This is a genomic window from Rahnella ecdela (assembly GCF_019049625.1).
Classification (GTDB): domain Bacteria; phylum Pseudomonadota; class Gammaproteobacteria; order Enterobacterales; family Enterobacteriaceae; genus Rahnella; species Rahnella ecdela.
Genome location: NZ_JAFMOY010000121.1, coordinates 89,236 through 106,459, shown reverse-complemented (window position 1 = coordinate 106,459; position 17,224 = coordinate 89,236). Strand labels below are relative to the sequence as shown.

The window sequence follows — 17,224 nt, the reverse complement described above, 5'->3', positions numbered from 1 at the left end:
GCCGTTAAGAACTACGGGGCGACAGGTGCTGGCGCGCCGGTGACCAGTCCGTTGACCATTCTCTGATCAATCGCCTGGCTGCCATTCACTTGCAACGTCCCGTTCAGAGTCGGTTTGTAATCTACATTCGCCGGCATTTGCCCTTGCAGATTCAGCTGCATATTGGCATTACCCTCCAGCGAAATGTGCGGCCATCCCCAGTTTTCCAGCTGATTAGCCGGTACAGAGCGACCGGTCATCTTCACGGCGAAATGGCGCTGCGGCTGCTGGTCAATGGTCGCCGTGGCTTCCAGCAAACCTTCTTTGGTAAAGGCGCTCAGCTCAGAAATATTCACCTGACTGTCGTTTGCATTCAGCGTAATGGAAGGGCGGCGCACATCATTGCGGTTAAAGGTGGCTTCGCTGGCGTTCAGATTCAGCGTGCCGTTCCAGATCCCCCACTGATGATTACGTGCCAGCAGCAGGTTATTACCCAGACCATCAAGCGCGGTCAGCTGGAAGGGGAACTGCGGATTGATATCAATAATCAGGTTGCGGTTGGCAATAAACCGGCTGACGAATACTTCAGAAAGCGAATCCGGCAGCGCCTGATTCCAGAGCTGTTTCCAGTTTTCCGGCAGCGTATATTCCAGACCCGCGATGGAAACTTCATCAAGTTGCAGACGTTTGTTAGCACGCAGCCAGTTACCGGTGGTGCGCAGCAAACTGCGTTCCCAGCGCGCCGTCGCCTGTTTGATAGCAATTCCCTGCGGCGAAAGGTCGAGACTGATGATCGGGTCCTGAATATGCACATTGCCATCAATCATATCGGTGGCGTTCAGGGTAATTTCCCCTTCATCGCTTTGCCAGTCGCCTTTTTCAAGCGTCAGATCCTGCACGGATAAATCCACGTCGCTGAACGCCCAGTCAGTTCCCTGTAAACGCGCGTCAATCAGATCCAGACGCTGGATGGTCACTTTGGGCAGCGTCTGGAAATCATCGAAGAAAGCAGAAAGCGGTTTAGAGGTTTGCAGACGCACATTGCTCAGGCGCAGGTTTTCAATATTCCAGCTGCCATCGGCAGCCTGCGTAGCTTTCCCGGTCAGCTGACCGCGCGCCAGATCGCCGCCAAAATTGCTCAGCGTCAGATTCTTATTATTGATTTTGCCCTGAATCAGCACATTTTCGGCCGGAAGTCCGTTAACCGTCAGGCTGGCGGCACTCAGCTGGAAATCGGCTTTGTCTCCCAGCAACTGAGCCGGTTTTGGCTGCCACGGTGAAATACCGGCATTAATCTGCTGTCCCTGAATATCTAATCCATCGATTTTCCCGGTCAGCGCCATTTTGCTGAGCTGAAGGGTATCGGCCTGCAACGGTAAATTCATCGGGGAAAGGTTGACGTTGAGGCGCCCGTTCGCCAGAACCAGGCGGTCAAAAAAGCGCGGCTCGGTTATCTGACGCCAGCTTAAATCTAAATCGACTTCGCCTGCGTTCAGTATTTCCGGCTGATTCTTTTGCCCGAAGACGACATTGTTTAACGTCACGCGACCCGGAGATGACCAGTTATGGTCGATTTTCTCAACGGAGACGCGGTACTCGCTGTTATCGCTTATCCAGCGGCTGACCCAGCCAGCCGCCCAGCGGGTTTGTAATAGGACGTACACCAGCACGATCGCCAGCACCAGAAGTAAGGCGAACGTCAGCAAAATTTTACCGATAAATCTCATCGTCTGGAGCCCTGTAACGGGAAAGTGGAAAAAAGATTCTTTGTTTATGCCGCAAACCGCGATTTTTCTCAACAGGTTAGCAGAATGGAGACAATAAAAAGCGGCAGGGGTTCCAGACCCGCTGCCGCTGTTGCACTCGGATTACATCCGGTGATTACTTTTCGTGAGGGAAAACCAGATTCAGAACAATCGCAGTTATACCACCGGCAGCAATTCCCGAAGACAGCAGGGTTTTAAGCCAGTCCGGCGCAAATTGCAGGATCAGGGGTTGCTGCGAAACACCCATACCGACGGCCAGTGAAAGCGCCATGATCATAATCGCGCGGCGGTTCAGGCGCTCACGGGAAACAATACGTACGCCGGAAGCGGCAATCGTACCGAACATTACGATGGTAGCACCGCCCAGAACGGGTTCCGGAATATGCTGTACAAAGCCGGCTACGGCAGGAAACAGACCGAGAATGATCAACATCAGCGCGACGACAAAACCGACGTAACGGCTGGCAACGCCGGTCAGTTGAATCACGCCGTTGTTTTGCCCGAAGCATGAATTCGGAAAGGTGTTAAATACCGCAGAAAGCATCGAGTTCAGGCCATTTGCCAGAACGCCGCCTTTGATGCGCTTCATGTAAAGCGGACCGCTGACCGGCTGCTCAGAAACGTCTGAGGTCGCGGTAATATCACCGATAGTTTCCAGCGACGTGACCATGAAAATCAGCATCAGCGGGATCAGCAGGTTCCAGTCAAAGCCCAGTCCGTAATAAAGCGGCGTCGGTAAGGTTATCCAGTTTGTCTGTGTGGCTGGCGCGACCGCTGGCAACATTCCCATCATCCATGCCGCCAGATAACCCACGGCCATCGCAATCACCAGAGACGCTACGCGCAGGTAAGGATTACGCTGGCGGTTCAGCAGAACAATCACCACCAGTACGACGGCGGCCAGCAACAGATTTTTTGGCGCGCCAAACGTGTGATCACTCATGGCAGAGTAACCGCCGCCAATAGACGTCAGTCCGACCTGGATCAGTGACAGCCCGATAATCATCACCACAATGCCGGAAACCAGCGGCGTAATTATGCGGCGCGCCAGATGCAGGAATCGGGAAAGAATGATTTCAGTGCAGGAAGCCAACATCAGTGTGCCGAACAGTGCTGCCATCATGGTGGGGACATCGGCTCCGCCATTTTTCAGCGCCATTCCGCCCATGATAAGCGGCGCAACAAAGTTAAAGCTGGTGCCCTGAATGGAGAGTAATCCCGAGCCGACCGGCCCCCAGGTTTTAATCTGTAAAATGGAAGCCAGACCGGAGGCGAAAAGCGACATGCTGATGATGTGCTGCGTGTCTTGCGCAGGTAAACCCAGTGACTGACAAATCAGTAATGCCGGGGTGATCACCGCAACAAACATCGCCAGCAAATGCTGACAGGCGGCAAATAACGTCTGAGGGAGTGGCGGGCGGTCTTCGAGCCGGTAAATCAGTTCACTTTTTTGCTGGCGGGAGACATCAGGTTGCTGTGTTTCTTGTTCTGCTGTTTGCGAACTCATGTTATGGCATTCCAATAAGCGGCAAAGCGGGCATTTTTATTGAAATTAACGACAAAAGCAATCGTTTGCTATCAGCAATTTTTGATGGGAAGTTTTGGTTAAGGAGAGGTTTATGGTCTGTTTTTCTTGCTTATAGCAGCTTTTATGACTTCTAATTCAGCCTCTGGGAAATGATACTTGAATGAGAATTTTATAACTCAATAATATTATTGGATATTTTTTTAAAATGGAGTTTTTCAATGATTCAGCTCGACACCTATGGCACGTTGGTTGCCGCCACGCTGGTACTCCTTTTAGGACGAAAATGCGTCCAGTCGGTCAAGTTTCTAAAAAAATACACCATTCCTGAGCCCGTCGCTGGCGGATTGCTGGTCGCTTTGCTGTTGCTCATCGCCAATCAGATATTCGGCTGGGAAATCGGATTTGATATGTCCCTGAAAGAGCCACTGATGCTGGCGTTCTTTGCGACAATCGGTCTGAACGCCAACCTTGCAAGCTTGCGCGCCGGCGGCAAGTCATTGTTCCTTCTGGTCTTTGTCGTCATCGGCCTGTTGATGATGCAAAACGCTATCGGTATCGGTATGGCGAAAATGCTGGGGCTGGATCCGCTGATGGGCCTGTTGGCCGGTTCGATTACGCTTTCCGGCGGCCACGGAACGGGCGCGGCGTGGAGTAAACTGTTTATCGAACGTTATGGCTTTGAAAACGCGACAGAAGTTGCGATGGCCTGCGCGACCTTCGGGTTAGTATTGGGCGGGATCATAGGCGGGCCGGTGGCGCGTTATCTGGTCAGCCACTCCTCTACGCCAAACGGCACACCGGAAGATGCCGCAGATCCGAGCGCATTCGAAAAGCCGACTATCGGGCGGATGATCACGCCGCTTGTGATGGTGGAAACGATCGCCCTGATTGCCATCTGCCTGACCGCAGGCAGCCATATTTCCGTGCTTCTGCAAGGTTCAGCTTTCGAAATCCCCACATTTGTGTGCGTACTTTTCATTGGTGTGATCCTGAGTAATGTCATGGCATGGCTCGGTTTTTACCGCGTTTTCGACCGGGCTGTTTCCGTGCTGGGGAACGTGAGTCTTTCGCTGTTTCTGGCAATGGCGCTGATGAGCCTGAAGCTTTGGGAAATGGCATCACTCGCGTTGCCGATGATGGCCATTCTCATTGTGCAAACCATCGCGATGGCACTTTACGCGATTTTCGTTACCTATCGGGTGATGGGTAAAAACTACGATGCGGCAGTGCTGGCTGCCGGGCATTGCGGCTTCGGACTTGGCGCCACGCCAACCGCCGTTGCCAATATGCAGGCAATCACCAACCAGTTTGGTCCTTCACATCTCGCTTTTCTGGTCGTGCCTATGGTTGGAGCGTTCTTCATTGATATCGCCAATGCGATCGTGATTAAGCTCTACCTCATGTTGCCCATCTTCCCTTCGATCAGCTAAAAAAAGGCACAGAAGCTAGGTTTCTGTGCCTGAATTTCTCCTGTAGTTTTACCTCTTATTGCGCAGCATCTGCCTTTTCGCTAAATGCCTGATCTTCCGCTTCAGCCGCTTTCTCCTGCGTGAGCAGCTGTTTCTCATAAACCTTGAAGAACGGATAGTAGATCACCATGGAAAGCGCCATCAGCATGATGACCAAAATCGACACTTTGAAATCCCATCCCATCGCCCAGGCGGCACCAATGGGTGCCGGGGATGTCCATGGCACCAGTGAAATCATATGCGGCAGAAGATCGGTTTTAACTGTGGTGTAGGCAATAACGGCATTCACCATGGGTGCAAGAAGGAAAGGGATAAAAAATACCGGATTCATGACAATTGGGGTGCCGAAGATCACCGGCTCATTAATGTTAAAGCAGCTGGGAACCAGACTGAGTTTACCCATCGTACGCAGGTGCGCCGACTTACTGCGACAGAACAACAATACCAGCCCGATGGTCGCACCAGAGCCCCCGATGACAATCAGGAAGTTCCAGAACGCTTCGGTCATGATGTGCGTCATCGGTAAACCTGCTGCGAGATCAGTCTGATTCAGGCCGAGATTAGTTAACCAGAAGGCCTGCAGCATCCCCGAAACGATGGCCGAACCGTGAATACCGGCAAACCACAGCAGATGACAAATCAGCACGGCAAGCAGCACCGCAGGGAGAGAATCAGCCGCGGAAATCAGTGGTTCGAACAGCGCCATAATCGCCTGCGGCAACAGCATGTCGAACCCTGACTGCACCAGCAAGCTCAGGGGGAAAAGGGTTACAACCACCGCAATAATCGGGATCAGCAAATCAAACGAATGCTTTATGTTTGAAGGAACCTGTTCGGGTAAGCGTATGCCAATATTGTATTTTTTCAGCAACCGCGTCAGCTCTGTCACATAAATAGCCACCAATATGGCGGTAAATATTCCCACTCCACCCAGCGCAACGGTCGACATCTTCTCATCAATCTGCGGCGCAGCGACCAGCAGGAATGACATCAGCGCCAGCATGGCCGTCATAAACGGGTCAAGTTTGTAACTTCTTGCCAGATTGTAGGCAATCGATGCTGAGATGTAGATCGACATGATCCCCATCGTCATATTGAACGGCGTCAGGATCTGCACTTCATATTTGGCCGAAAGCGCCAGCCAGCTTCTGGCAAAACCCCATGAGGATTCAGGTGAGAAGGGCGGATGGACAAAAACCAGTAAAAACGAGCCAACAATCATAAACGGCATTGCTGAAATGAAACCGTCACGTACCGCCATGACATGCCGTTGTGAGGATAGCCGGGCAGCAAATGGGCTGATCTTTTGTTCTATAAAATTAAAGAGTGACTGGCTGATGCTCATAATAATATTGGCCTTATGTTGAAGAGTTCAGACACGGTTGCCTTAATTATCATCAGTGTAGTGGTGGGGTATGAAACCGGTTACCGGCTTTGCCTCAGTCTGTGAAGGTCATCAAATAACCAATGAAGAAAGCGGTTCAGCAGCGGTCACATTAAAATTCGGATGAATGCGAAGACGCCAAAACATCATTTTTCATAATGAATTTGCGGTTTAGGATTTTGGGGAGAGTGGATCAGGCGTTAGTGTATCTGACTCTTTCCGGCAGCCAGCGCTCAATCAGTGCCTTGGCATGTTCCGGGAACTGCTGCTGGAGATAGCGCGCAATACGCTGGACGTCTGGGATCATCGCCTGATCGCGCAGCAAGTCCGCAACTTTGAACTCGGCGCTGCCGGTCTGGCGCGTACCCAGTAACTCACCCGGCCCGCGGATCTCTAAATCCTGCTGGGCGATGACAAAGCCATCGTTACTGTCACGCAGCACTTGCAAACGCTTCTGTGCGGTTTTGCTAAGCGGAGTTTTATAGAGCAGAACACAATGCGAGGCCACTGCTCCACGCCCGACGCGTCCGCGCAGCTGGTGCAGCTGCGCCAGTCCTAAACGCTCCGGATTTTCGATTATCATCAGACTGGCATTGGGCACGTCAACGCCGACTTCAATAACGGTCGTTGCCACCAGAAGCTGCACTTCGCCTTGTTTAAATGCCTGCATGACGGCCTGCTTTTCCTGCGCTTTCATACGGCCATGCACCAGCCCGACATTCAGTGCCGGAAGGGCTTCTTTCAGCCCTTCCCAGGTCGCTTCTGCCGCCTGAGCCTCGAGCATTTCCGATTCTTCAATCAGCGTACAAACCCAATAGGCCTGACGGTTCTCCTGCTCACAGGCACTTTTGACGCGGCTGATAATGTCACTTCGGCGTGTATCAGGAATGGCGACGGTGGTCACCGGCGTACGGCCCGGCGGCAGTTCGTCGATCACTGACGTATCAAGATCCGCATAGGCAGTCATGGCCAGTGTTCGCGGGATGGGTGTCGCCGTCATAATCAACTGATGAGGATGGAAGCCCTGTTGCAGCCCCTTTTCCCACAGTGCCAGACGCTGATGTACGCCAAACCGGTGTTGTTCATCAATGATGACCAAGGACAATGACGAGAACTGTACCTGCTCCTGGAAAATGGCGTGTGTGCCCACCACCATGGAAACCTGGCCACTGGCGATAGCATCCTGCTGAGCCTGTCGTGCTTTACCTTTTTGCTTACCGGCCAGCCAGCCAACCTGAATACCCAGCGGTTCAAACCACTGACGGAAATTATTGGCGTGCTGTTCGGCCAGTAATTCAGTCGGTGCCATTAATCCGACCTGTTGCCCCTGAGCGATAGCGCAAAGTGCGGCGAGAGCAGCCACCAGCGTTTTGCCGGAACCCACATCGCCCTGAACCAACCGCATCATCGGGTAACTTTTCGCCAGATCCTGCTCGATTTCAGCCACCACGCGCTGTTGCGCACCGGTCGGACTGAAGGGGAGGGACGCGAGGAATTGATTTTTCAGCCGGTCGTCATGATGCAGCGGCAGGGCTTTATAGCTTTGTGTGCCAGCGCGGACGGCCAGCATACTGAGATTATGCGCCAGCAGTTCTTCCATAATCAGGCGGCGTTGAGCAGGATGATGACCTTTCTCAAGATCGGCGAGCTGGATATCTGGCGGCGGGCGGTGCAGTAAATGCAGCGCCTGAGGAAGTGGTATTAGCGAACGGCTCAGTTCTTCCGGCAATAATTCTGCGATAGGGACGGTATCGAGCAATTCCAGCGCCTGATCGGTCAGCTTACGCAGTGTTGCCTGGCGAATACCTTCCGTTGTCGGATAGACCGGCGTCAGTGATTCCTGTAAAACCACTTCGCTGTTTTCACCCTGAATGCGGTATTCAGGATGAATAATTTCTGCGCCAATTGTGCCGCGTTTAATTTCGCCATAAGCGGTGACATGACGGCCTGCGGCCAGACTATTTTTCATCGCAGCGTTAAAATTGAAGAAGCGCAATGTCACCATGCCGGTGCCGTCGCTTATCTGACAGGTCAGCATTCTGCGGCGGCCAAAACTGATATCACTGCGCAGCACCTCGCCTTCTATAGTTGCGAAAATGCCGGGCTGTAAATCATTGATGGTGTAAAGGCGGGTGCGGTCTTCATAACGTAAAGGAAGATGAAGCAGTAAATCCTGAATGGTTTCAAGGCCAATTTTAGCGAGTTTGTCTGCCTGACTGGCTCCGACGCCGGAAAGCGACGTCAGCGGGATGGCGTCGAGCAGGCGGCCTTTCATCTTTTCTTAACCGTCATTTGCATCGCAGACCACCATTCATCATCGGCAACGATTTGCCCGTGATCGTCAATGAAAGGGCGCGGAAGTTTCTTTCGCTTCGCCACATTCGACAAAACAGGATAGCCGCCTTCAAAAAGCAGACGCTGTTGTTCTTTTTCGCTTAGCAGACTGGTTTCGCGGCGATACAATCCCGCGTTTTCGCGCTGGCGCTGGGCTTCATAAAGGATAAGCGCTGAAGCGACAGATACGTTCAGGGATTGCACCATACCGATCATCGGAATGATGATATCGCTGTCTGCCAGTGCTAATGCCTCCGGTGTGATACCGGTTTTTTCCTGACCCAGCAAAATGCAGGTCGGGCGGGTGTAATCAATCGCACGGAAATCGACGGCTTTTTCGGAAAGATTCGTGGCGAGTATTTGCATACCCTTCGCCTTCATTTTGGCGACGGCATCCTGAATGGTTTTGTGTGTTTTAACCTGAACCCAGCTGTTGCTGCCCGCCGCCGAAGAGACCAGCGTTTTCATTCGGGTGGTAGGCCAGACCGCATGGATTTCGTGAACGCCGACGGCATCTGCCGTGCGAATGACGGCAGAAACGTTATGCGGTTTATGCACCTGTTCCATGCAGACCGTCAGGTCTGGCTGTCGGGCCGCAAGCATTTCACGGATGCGCGCATAACGTTCTGGGGTCATAACAATCAGTTTCGGTTGCGGGTAACTTTGATGACGTCCGGCATGATACGAATTTTACGCATGATATTCGCCAGATGAACGCGATCGCGGGTCGTCAGGCGGATAAAGGCGCTGTAGACGCGACCGTCTTTTTCTTCGGTGCTCAGACTCTGAATGTTCGACTGTGCGGCATTAATTGCCGCAGTCAGGTTTGCCAGCGCACCCTGATGGTTGAACATATCGACTTTAATTTCCGCGATGAATTCCTGATCCGTTTCCTGATGGTCATCCCAGTCAACGGCCATGAATTTCTCAGGTTCTTTCTGATAGCCACGAATGTTACGGCAGGATTCATGGTGGATAACCAGACCTTTGCCCGGACTGACGTGGGCAATAATCGGGTCGCCTGGGATCGGACGGCAGCATTTTGCGAACGTGATCAGTACGCCATCTGCGCCTTTAATCGGCAGATTGCGCGTACCCGATGTTGCCATGGAAGACTGATCGCCCATCAGATTTTTAGCAACAACAACGCTCATGGCATTGCCGAGACCAATTTCAGCCAGCAGATCATCCATCGCGGCGAGCTTCATACGATCCAGCTCGTTTTTGATGTTTTCTGGCGGAATATCTGACAGTTTTTTACCGGCGCCCAGCGCGTGGTTCAGCAGACGACGGCCCAGTGAAACGGAGTCATCACGTTTCAGGTTTTTAAGCATCTGGCGGATTTTGGCGCGAGCGCGTGAGCTGACGACAAAGTTCAGCCAGGCAGCATTCGGGCGGGCACCCGGTGCGGTAATGATTTCGATAGTCTGGCCGCTGGTCAGCGGCTGTGAAAGCGGATAAGGCTGACGGTCAACGCGGGCACCCACGCAGGCATGACCGATATCGGTATGCACGGCGTAAGCAAAGTCGACCGGTGTCGCGCCTGCTGGCAATTCGACGATACGGCCTTCCGGCGTAAAGACATAAATCTCGTCCGGGAACAGATCCGATTTCACGCTTTCGATAAATTCAAAGGAGTTGCCTGCGCTTTGTTGCAGCTCAAGCAAACTCTGTAACCAGCGTTGAGCGCGTATTTGCGCTGTGGTGCTGGTTTCACTGTTCTCTTTGTAAGCCCAGTGAGCCGCAACCCCCATCTCTGCCATCTGATCCATATCTTCAGTACGGATCTGCACTTCAACCGGTACGCCGTGCGGGCCGATAAGTGAAGTATGCAAGGATTGATAGCCGTTAGCTTTTGGGATTGCGATGTAATCTTTGACCCTGCCTGGACGCGGTTTGTAAAGGCTGTGTGCCTGTCCTAATACGCGATAACAGGTATCGAGGTCTTTAACGATCACCCGGAAAGCGTAAATATCCATAATGGAATGGAAACGCTGTTCCTTAAGGTGCATTTTGCAATAGATAGAATACAGATGTTTTTCACGACCACTCACTCGGCACTGAATACCGGCTTCGGTTAAACGGCCCTCAATCTCAGAGAGGATTTTTTGGATCATCTCTTTACGGTTACCACGCGCGGCTTTCACCACTTCTTTAATGACGCGATAACGGTTTGGATAGAGTGCTTCGAAGCCCAGCTCTTCGAGCTCGGTTTTCAGATGGTGAATACCCAAACGGTGTGCCAGCGGACTGTAAATTTCCAGCGTTTCGCGGGCAATGCGGCGACGTTTATCCGGGCGTAAAGAGCCCAGTGTGCGCATGTTATGGGTACGGTCAGCGAGTTTGATCAAAATGACGCGGATGTCTTGTACCATCGCCATGACCATTTTGCGGAAGTTTTCCGCCTGCGCTTCTTTCTTATCGCGGAATTTCAGCTTGTCTAACTTTGAAACGCCTTCAACCAGCTCAGCAACGCTCTTGCCAAACAGTTGTTCCATATCCTGGTAAGTTGCAGGCGTGTCTTCGATAACGTCGTGTAATAACGCCGCCATCAGAGTCTCATGATCGAGCCTCATTTCAGCCAAAATACAGGCCACGGCTACCGGGTGAGTAATATAAGGCTCACCGCTGGAGCGTGTCTGCCCCTCGTGCGCATCCCGCGCCACGAGGTAAGCCTGCACGAGGCGCTTAATTTGCTCCTCCGGCAGGTATTTTTGAATCAGTTGATTCAGGCTTTCAAAGATATACAAGTGAGATCCGTTTCGTTAATTAACGACGGCCTTCAGCGATGGCAGTCACTGCCTGAATCTCTGCGGCTTCCTGCTCTTGCTGCTCCTGACGGTCACGAACGTCGAGGATCTGATTCGTGATCAGGCCTTCTTCGATTTCGCGCAGGGCAATAACGGTGAATTTATCGTTTTCTTCAGCAACCAGTGGATCTTTACCACCAGATTGCAGCTGGCGTGCGCGACGAGCAGCCACCAACACCAGGTCAAAACGGTTACCAATTTTCTCAACAGCGTCTTGAACAGTTACGCGTGCCATATATGTGCTACTCCACAGGGTGACGAAAGACTGGGCATAATACTGAAAGTGACTTCAGTCTGCCAATAGTTTGGTGATTAATCCGTCATGACGGAGCCGCTGACGGCTCAGACGCAGACGTTCGGCGCGAATAATGGTTTTTAAATCCGATAACGCCAGATCAAAATCATCATTCACAATTAAATAGTCGTATTCGGCAAAGTGCGTCATTTCTGCAACAGCCTGCGCCATACGTTTTGCGATAATTTCTTCGCTGTCCTGACCACGGCCACGCAGGCGACGATCAAGTTCATCTTTTGATGGCGGCAATACAAAGATACTGCGTGCCTGAGGCATTTTTTTCCGGATTTGCTGAGCGCCCTGCCAGTCGATATCCAGGAAAACATCCACACCAGAAGCTAAAACCTGCTCAATGGTTTCACGTGAAGTGCCGTAATAATTACCGAAAACTTCTGCGTGTTCTAAAAAGGCATCACGTTCAATCATCTCGCGAAACTCTTCTTTAGAGACAAAGAAGTAATGTTCGCTGTGTTTCTCGCCCGGTCGTATTGAACGGGTGGTATGAGAAATAGAAACCTGTGTGTCGTAGAGCGGTTGTGTTTTAAGTAAAGCCTGAATCAGACTTGATTTACCTGCTCCACTAGGGGCGGAGACAATATATAGCGTGCCTTGAACCATGATGACGTTTCAACTGAATGGGTTGATAGGAAGTATGCGAAGAGTGATCTCTCGCACAGTATACACGCTCGCCGCATTCGGTGCAGCGCCCAGACGTATTTCATCGTAACTTCGCACGGGAAAATAACCTTTCTTGGCAGATTTACGCGCCGTATTCCAAAATTTCTTTTCGTTACAGCAACTCGCTAAATATCTGTGGAAGCCTCTCGCAGGAATAGAAAATGAGACTGGCGCAGTACTTCCCCGGGGCGCTTACTGGCACCCACAAGGAGGTGCTAATGCGCCAATTATTGATTATCAGCCTGATATTTATCCATTTTTCTACTTTTTGCGCAGCGTTGCCTGATGGAGCGTGCCCGGACTGGCCGGCAACACATCTGGAAAAGGAAACACTCAAGCTCACGGCACAACTTGCGCAATGGGACACTGCTTATCACCAGTCAGGCGTCAGCCCGGTGGAGGATTCTGTGTATGACAATTTACGACAGAAACAAAGTTTTTGGATGCAATGCGCTGGTCAGATATTACCCGCACCCGTGATCCCCCGCGCGGATGATGCCATTTCTGTTCATCCGGTTTCCCACACAGGGCTGAACAAAATGAGAGACAAGCAGGCTGTTGCAGACTGGATGGAGGGGCGTAAAAATCTTTGGGTGCAACCCAAAATAGATGGCGTGGCTGTGTCGCTGGTTTACCGGTACGGACAACTGGCAGCGTTGTTAAGCCGCGGTGATGGCGAAAAAGGGCAAAGCTGGACGGCAAAAGCTTCGTTGATCCCGGCTATCCCGCTCAAAATTAAGGATATCAGTCCCGAACTGGTATTACAGGGCGAGCTGTATCTGAAGATGACCGGTCATCAGCAAAATGCTGATGGCGGCATGAATGCACGATCGAAAGTTGCGGGTGCAATGATGCGTACTACTGCTTCTGACATATTGAATCAGCTGGGAATTTTTATCTGGTCGTGGCCGGATGGCCCTGTCGGTATGGCTTCTCGCCTTGAGAAACTAAGCCAGATAGGTTTTCCTGCGGTTTCTCAGTACACCCTGCCCGTGAGTTCTGTTGATGAGGTGGCTACATGGCGAGATATTTGGTTTCTCCAGCCTTTGCCTTTTGCGACTGATGGGGTAGTCATCCGCCAGGAAGAAGAACCGGCGGGTAAATATTGGAAAAATAAGCCAGCAAGCTGGGCTGTGGCATGGAAATATCCTCCGGCAAGACAACTCACAGAAGTTGCTGGCATCACGACGACTATCGGGCGAAGCGGGAAAGTCACCGTCATTCTGAATCTGAAAAGCCTCAGACTGGATGACAAATGGGTGAATAAGGTGAGCGTGGGATCGGTCAGCCGTTTTCGAAAATGGGATGTGCTCCCCGGCGATCAGGTGGCCATTACACTGGCCGGGCAGGGAATACCGCGTCTTGATGAAGTGGTATGGCGTGTCAGCGAGCGCCAAGTCCTGCAATTACCAGACCCGCAGCTATACAATGCTTTTTCCTGTTTTACGCCTGAACCTGGCTGTACGCAGCAGTTCTTGTCCCGTCTGATCTGGTTAAGCGGGCCAGAAGCGTTAGATATGGCCGGATTTGGTGGAGCAACCTGGCAAAAGTTGCTCGATGCTTTTCCTGCTGATTCGCTGGTCAGCTGGTTAGATATCAACGAAAAAGAGATGGCTGAGGTTCCGGGGATAAGCGTTAAACAGGCTCAGAAACTGGTTGCCCAGATTTCCCTGGCACGGGAAAAAGATTTTCAACACTGGCTTTCTGCAATGGGTTTTCCATCATTTGCACTGAAATTTGCAGAGAATCAGCATTCCTGGGATCAGCTGAAAGCTTTGAACTCGCAGGAGTGGGAGGCGACAGCAGGAATAGGGAAAACACGAGCGCAGCAAATTTTTGAATTTATTCATCATCCGCAGGTTATCGCAATCGCCGAGGCATTAAGGCATGCGCATTTGCCTGCCTTTCAGTGAGGTATAGAAACCGGGCTAATGGTCCGAATGCGGATAATTGAAGACAGGCAATCCAAGGCGGAACCTCAACGCAATCAGGCGGGCAATAAAACCGACCAGCAGGGTGATGATCACCACCAGATTGTGCGGCAGCGAGAAATATTGCAGCCCGATGTAGACCCAGGCAGAGGCAAAAGAAACGCCAGCGTAAATTTCTTTCTGAAAGACCAGCGGGATCTGATTACACATCATGTCCCGCAGGACACCACCGAAAACGCCGGTAATGACAGCGCAAACGGAAGCGATGATAGGCCCATGCCCCATATCGAGAGCCACTTGTGTCCCGATAATAGAAAACACCACCAGCCCCAGCGCATCCAGTACTAAAAAGAGACGGCGCAGGTGTTGCATCAGCGGTGCCAGCCAGGTAGTCATGAGTGCGGCGACGGCCACAATGACAATGTATTCCGGATGCTTGACCCATCCCAGAGGATAGTGCCCCAGCAGCATGTCGCGGACAGAGCCACCGCCAATAGCCGTTGCAGCTGCGATAATAATGACGCCAAAGGAGTCCATTTTGCGCCGTCCGGCAGCAAGAGCGCCGGTCATGGCCTCTGCGGTGATCCCAATAATATAAAGAACAGTGAGTAACATCGATGTGCGCCAGACGAATCAGTAATGAGAAAGCGGTAGCCGCGTAGAGTAATGAGTTTCCCATTGCCTCTCGACTGAGTTTTTCTTTTGCATTGATTTTGAAATTACTAAATCTAATGCGTTCACCCCTGAGGCTTGCCTGTGCGAAAGGATGAATAAGAATGTCGGGTTATTTTAGATTAGAAAAATCGCAATTGCTCGTGACTTTAGCCTTCCTCTTTCTGTTTATGTACCAGCCCGCTCTTTCTTATCAGAAGTGAATTTTCTCTGTTTATAGGTTACGATTAATTAAAATCGTCACTCGCTGACGCTCAGCTTAATTGTTTTATCTGCCCGGAGGAGTGTATGAAGCCCGATATTCCGGTTGCGTTAACACAGCGTGGACCTGCCGAGCATGAACGGCGTGAACAGATTATTGATGCGGCATTCGAGCACTTCCGGCTTTATGGATATGCCAAGACATCAGTAGCCGATCTGGCGAAATCGATTGGTGTCTCAAGTGCTTATATTTACAAGTTTTTTGAGTCTAAACAGGCTATTGGCGAAGCGATATGCTCGCAACGTGTCGGGCAGATAGATGAAGCTCTGATGCTGATTGCACAAAGTGACCAAAGTGCGACTCTGCGTCTGCGATCTATTTTTAAAACATTACTGACCCGTAGCCTGGATCTCTTCTTCCAGGACAGAAAATTACATGACCTGGCCGCCACAGCTTCAGCTCAGCAGTGGAAATCGACTCTGAATCACCGGGCTATGATGTACAGCATTGTTGAGAAAGTGGTCAACGACGGGCGCGAATCCGGTGAGTTTGAGCGTAAAACGCCACTGGATGAGGTTTGCATGGCGATCACCAGCGTAACTACGCCGTTCTCCCATCCGTTGTTGCTGGAGCAAAAAACGCCGGAACAGCTGGAAGAACGCGTTCAGGCGATCACCAGTCTGGTTTTGCGTAGTCTGGCAAAATAGTCATAATGAAATTTTTGGTTACGGGTTTACAAAATCGTAATTCGTCACATACTGTCAGCCTTATTTTCAGAAACCCGTTTCTGGCCGGTTCATAAAAGCACCCGCAGAAACTTACGTCCTAAACAGAGAGAGGAATGTTTTATGACTCATCGTCGAGTAGTTATAACCGGCATGGGGGCTGTGAGTCCTCTGGGCTGTGATATCGAAACGATCTGGAAGCGCCTGCTGGCCGGTCAGTCTGGTATCCGTGTTTTACCGGAAGAGATTGTTGAAACCCTGACCGTGAAAATTGGTGGTCAGGTACAAACCAAAGAACAGGATCCTGAATCAGGATTCGATCCGGACCAGTTCGTGGTACCGAAAGACCAGAAAAAAATGGACCGTTTCATTCTTTTCGCAATGGCAGCTGCTGATATGGCCGTTGCTGATGCGGGCTGGAAAGCAGAAACTCAGGAACAACAGGAACGTACTGCAACTGTCATCGGTTCTGGTATTGGTGGTTTCCCGGCGATAGCTCATGCTGTGCGTACCAATGACAGCCGTGGTGCTAAGCGTCTTTCTCCTTTCACTATTCCTTCATTCCTGGTGAATCTGGCGTCAGGTCAGGTTTCCATTAAGCATCAGTTTAAAGGCCCGATTGGCGCGCCGGTAACGGCTTGCGCGGCGGGTGTTCAGGCGATTGGTGATGCGGTGCGTCTGATTCGTAATGACGAAGCCGATGTTGCACTTTGTGGCGGCGCAGAAGCGGCCATCGATACTGTTAGTTTGGGTGGTTTTGCCGCGGCGAAAGCGATGTCCACCGGTCACGAAGATCATCCGGAAAAGGCATCCCGGCCGTTCGACAGTGCACGTGATGGCTTCGTCATGGGCGAAGGTGCGGGCATGTTGGTAATCGAAGAACTGGAACACGCGAAAGCTCGTGGCGCCAAAATTCTGGCTGAGATTGTCGGTTACGGCACCAGCGGAGATGCTTACCACATGACTTCGGGTGCGGAAGACGGCAACGGTGCTGGCCGTGCAATGAAAATTGCTCTGCGTCAGGCAAGGATCCAACCTTCAGAAGTTCAGCACCTGAATGCTCACGCAACGTCTACGCCGGTGGGTGATCTGGGTGAAATCAATGCGATTAAAACCCTGTTCGGTACCGACGGTAAGCTGGCGGTGACGTCTACTAAATCTGCGACCGGACATTTACTGGGCGCGGCTGGCGGTCTGGAAACCATCTTCACCATTCTGGCCGTACGCGACCAGATTGTTCCTCCGACGCTGAATCTGGAAAACAAAGATGAAGCAGCTGCCGGTTTGAACATCGTCGGGAACACTGCACAGAAACACGATATTACGTATGCGCTGTCAAACGGCTTCGGTTTCGGTGGTGTTAACGCCTGCGTATTGCTGAAACGCTGGGAAAACTAATTTCCTTCTCCGTTAATGCATAAAAAACGCCTCAGGTTGTGATGACCTGAGGC

The 17,224-nt window shown here is 51.5% G+C and carries 13 protein-coding genes; 4 read left to right on the top strand and 9 right to left on the bottom strand.

Annotated elements, in window-relative coordinates; all coding sequences use genetic code 11:
- Positions 1–11: 11 nt before the first annotated feature.
- Positions 12–1,706 carry an AsmA family protein gene (locus J1784_RS09390; RefSeq protein WP_217148978.1) on the bottom strand — a complete coding sequence of 565 codons (1,695 nt, stop codon included), beginning with the start codon at positions 1,704–1,706 and terminating at the stop codon, positions 12–14.
- 154 nt (positions 1,707–1,860) lie between these two features.
- On the bottom strand, positions 1,861–3,252 hold the full coding sequence (locus J1784_RS09385) for a nucleobase:cation symporter-2 family protein (RefSeq protein ID WP_217148977.1): 1,392 nt from the start codon (positions 3,250–3,252) through the stop codon (positions 1,861–1,863).
- A 239-nt stretch (positions 3,253–3,491) separates the two neighbouring features.
- On the opposite strand from J1784_RS09385, the gene gltS reads away from it, so the two are divergent.
- Positions 3,492–4,703, top strand: coding sequence for a sodium/glutamate symporter (gene gltS / locus J1784_RS09380; protein ID WP_217148976.1), 1,212 nt, complete (start codon positions 3,492–3,494; stop codon positions 4,701–4,703).
- A 55-nt stretch (positions 4,704–4,758) separates the two neighbouring features.
- Here gltS and J1784_RS09375 read toward each other — a convergent pair whose 3' ends face one another.
- The 6 genes from J1784_RS09375 to gmk all read right to left on the bottom strand — a co-directional run bounded on the left by J1784_RS09375 (position 4,759) and on the right by gmk (position 12,183).
- Positions 4,759–6,087 carry a PTS sugar transporter subunit IIC gene (locus tag J1784_RS09375; protein WP_217148975.1) on the bottom strand — a complete coding sequence of 443 codons (1,329 nt, stop codon included), beginning with the start codon at positions 6,085–6,087 and terminating at the stop codon, positions 4,759–4,761.
- Between the two features lie 232 nt (positions 6,088–6,319).
- A complete protein-coding gene (gene recG / locus J1784_RS09370; RefSeq protein ID WP_217148974.1) occupies positions 6,320–8,401 on the bottom strand; it encodes an ATP-dependent DNA helicase RecG in 2,082 nt (693 codons plus the stop codon).
- Complete coding sequence (gene trmH, locus J1784_RS09365) at positions 8,398–9,096, bottom strand: tRNA (guanosine(18)-2'-O)-methyltransferase TrmH (protein WP_217148973.1); 699 nt, start codon at positions 9,094–9,096, stop codon at positions 8,398–8,400. The genes recG and trmH overlap by 4 nt, the downstream gene beginning before the upstream one ends.
- Positions 9,097–9,101: 5 nt before the next feature.
- Positions 9,102–11,210, bottom strand: coding sequence for a bifunctional GTP diphosphokinase/guanosine-3',5'-bis pyrophosphate 3'-pyrophosphohydrolase (gene spoT, locus J1784_RS09360; RefSeq protein WP_120509389.1), 2,109 nt, complete (start codon positions 11,208–11,210; stop codon positions 9,102–9,104).
- Between the two features lie 19 nt (positions 11,211–11,229).
- Positions 11,230–11,505: a DNA-directed RNA polymerase subunit omega gene (gene rpoZ / locus J1784_RS09355; protein ID WP_015699238.1), complete on the bottom strand. Its 276-nt coding sequence runs from the start codon at positions 11,503–11,505 to the stop codon at positions 11,230–11,232.
- A 54-nt stretch (positions 11,506–11,559) separates the two neighbouring features.
- Positions 11,560–12,183: a guanylate kinase gene (gene gmk, locus J1784_RS09350; protein WP_217148972.1), complete on the bottom strand. Its 624-nt coding sequence runs from the start codon at positions 12,181–12,183 to the stop codon at positions 11,560–11,562.
- Positions 12,184–12,461: 278 nt separating this feature from the next.
- Here gmk and ligB point away from each other — a divergent pair, with 278 nt between their 5' ends.
- Entirely contained in the window at positions 12,462–14,156 is a 1,695-nt protein-coding gene (gene ligB / locus J1784_RS09345) for an NAD-dependent DNA ligase LigB (protein WP_217148971.1), read from the top strand.
- 15 nt (positions 14,157–14,171) lie between these two features.
- Here the strand turns inward: ligB and J1784_RS09340 are convergent, their stop codons facing one another.
- Complete coding sequence (locus J1784_RS09340) at positions 14,172–14,789, bottom strand: trimeric intracellular cation channel family protein (RefSeq protein WP_217148970.1); 618 nt, start codon at positions 14,787–14,789, stop codon at positions 14,172–14,174.
- A gap of 345 nt (positions 14,790–15,134) precedes the next feature.
- On the opposite strand from J1784_RS09340, the gene J1784_RS09335 reads away from it, so the two are divergent.
- Positions 15,135–15,755, top strand: coding sequence for a TetR/AcrR family transcriptional regulator (locus J1784_RS09335; protein WP_217148969.1), 621 nt, complete (start codon positions 15,135–15,137; stop codon positions 15,753–15,755).
- A gap of 141 nt (positions 15,756–15,896) precedes the next feature.
- On the top strand, positions 15,897–17,171 hold the full coding sequence (gene fabF / locus J1784_RS09330; RefSeq protein WP_217148968.1) for a beta-ketoacyl-ACP synthase II: 1,275 nt from the start codon (positions 15,897–15,899) through the stop codon (positions 17,169–17,171).
- The last annotated feature ends 53 nt before the right edge of the window (positions 17,172–17,224 follow it).

What these genes read in the sequence shown, in the direction of transcription:
- gltS (WP_217148976.1), top strand. Translation starts at nt 3,492, where the DNA reads ATGATTCAGCTCGACACCTATGGCACGTTGGTTGCCGCCACGCTGGTA.
- J1784_RS09375 (WP_217148975.1), bottom strand. Translation starts at nt 6,087, where the DNA reads ATGAGCATCAGCCAGTCACTCTTTAATTTTATAGAACAAAAGATCAGC.
- fabF (WP_217148968.1), top strand. Translation starts at nt 15,897, where the DNA reads ATGACTCATCGTCGAGTAGTTATAACCGGCATGGGGGCTGTGAGTCCT.
- J1784_RS09335 (WP_217148969.1), top strand. Translation starts at nt 15,135, where the DNA reads ATGAAGCCCGATATTCCGGTTGCGTTAACACAGCGTGGACCTGCCGAG.
- rpoZ (WP_015699238.1), bottom strand. Translation starts at nt 11,505, where the DNA reads ATGGCACGCGTAACTGTTCAAGACGCTGTTGAGAAAATTGGTAACCGT.
- recG (WP_217148974.1), bottom strand. Translation starts at nt 8,401, where the DNA reads ATGAAAGGCCGCCTGCTCGACGCCATCCCGCTGACGTCGCTTTCCGGC.
- J1784_RS09390 (WP_217148978.1), bottom strand. Translation starts at nt 1,706, where the DNA reads ATGAGATTTATCGGTAAAATTTTGCTGACGTTCGCCTTACTTCTGGTG.
- J1784_RS09340 (WP_217148970.1), bottom strand. Translation starts at nt 14,789, where the DNA reads ATGTTACTCACTGTTCTTTATATTATTGGGATCACCGCAGAGGCCATG.
- trmH (WP_217148973.1), bottom strand. Translation starts at nt 9,096, where the DNA reads ATGACCCCAGAACGTTATGCGCGCATCCGTGAAATGCTTGCGGCCCGA.
- ligB (WP_217148971.1), top strand. Translation starts at nt 12,462, where the DNA reads ATGCGCCAATTATTGATTATCAGCCTGATATTTATCCATTTTTCTACT.
- gmk (WP_217148972.1), bottom strand. Translation starts at nt 12,183, where the DNA reads ATGGTTCAAGGCACGCTATATATTGTCTCCGCCCCTAGTGGAGCAGGT.
- J1784_RS09385 (WP_217148977.1), bottom strand. Translation starts at nt 3,252, where the DNA reads ATGAGTTCGCAAACAGCAGAACAAGAAACACAGCAACCTGATGTCTCC.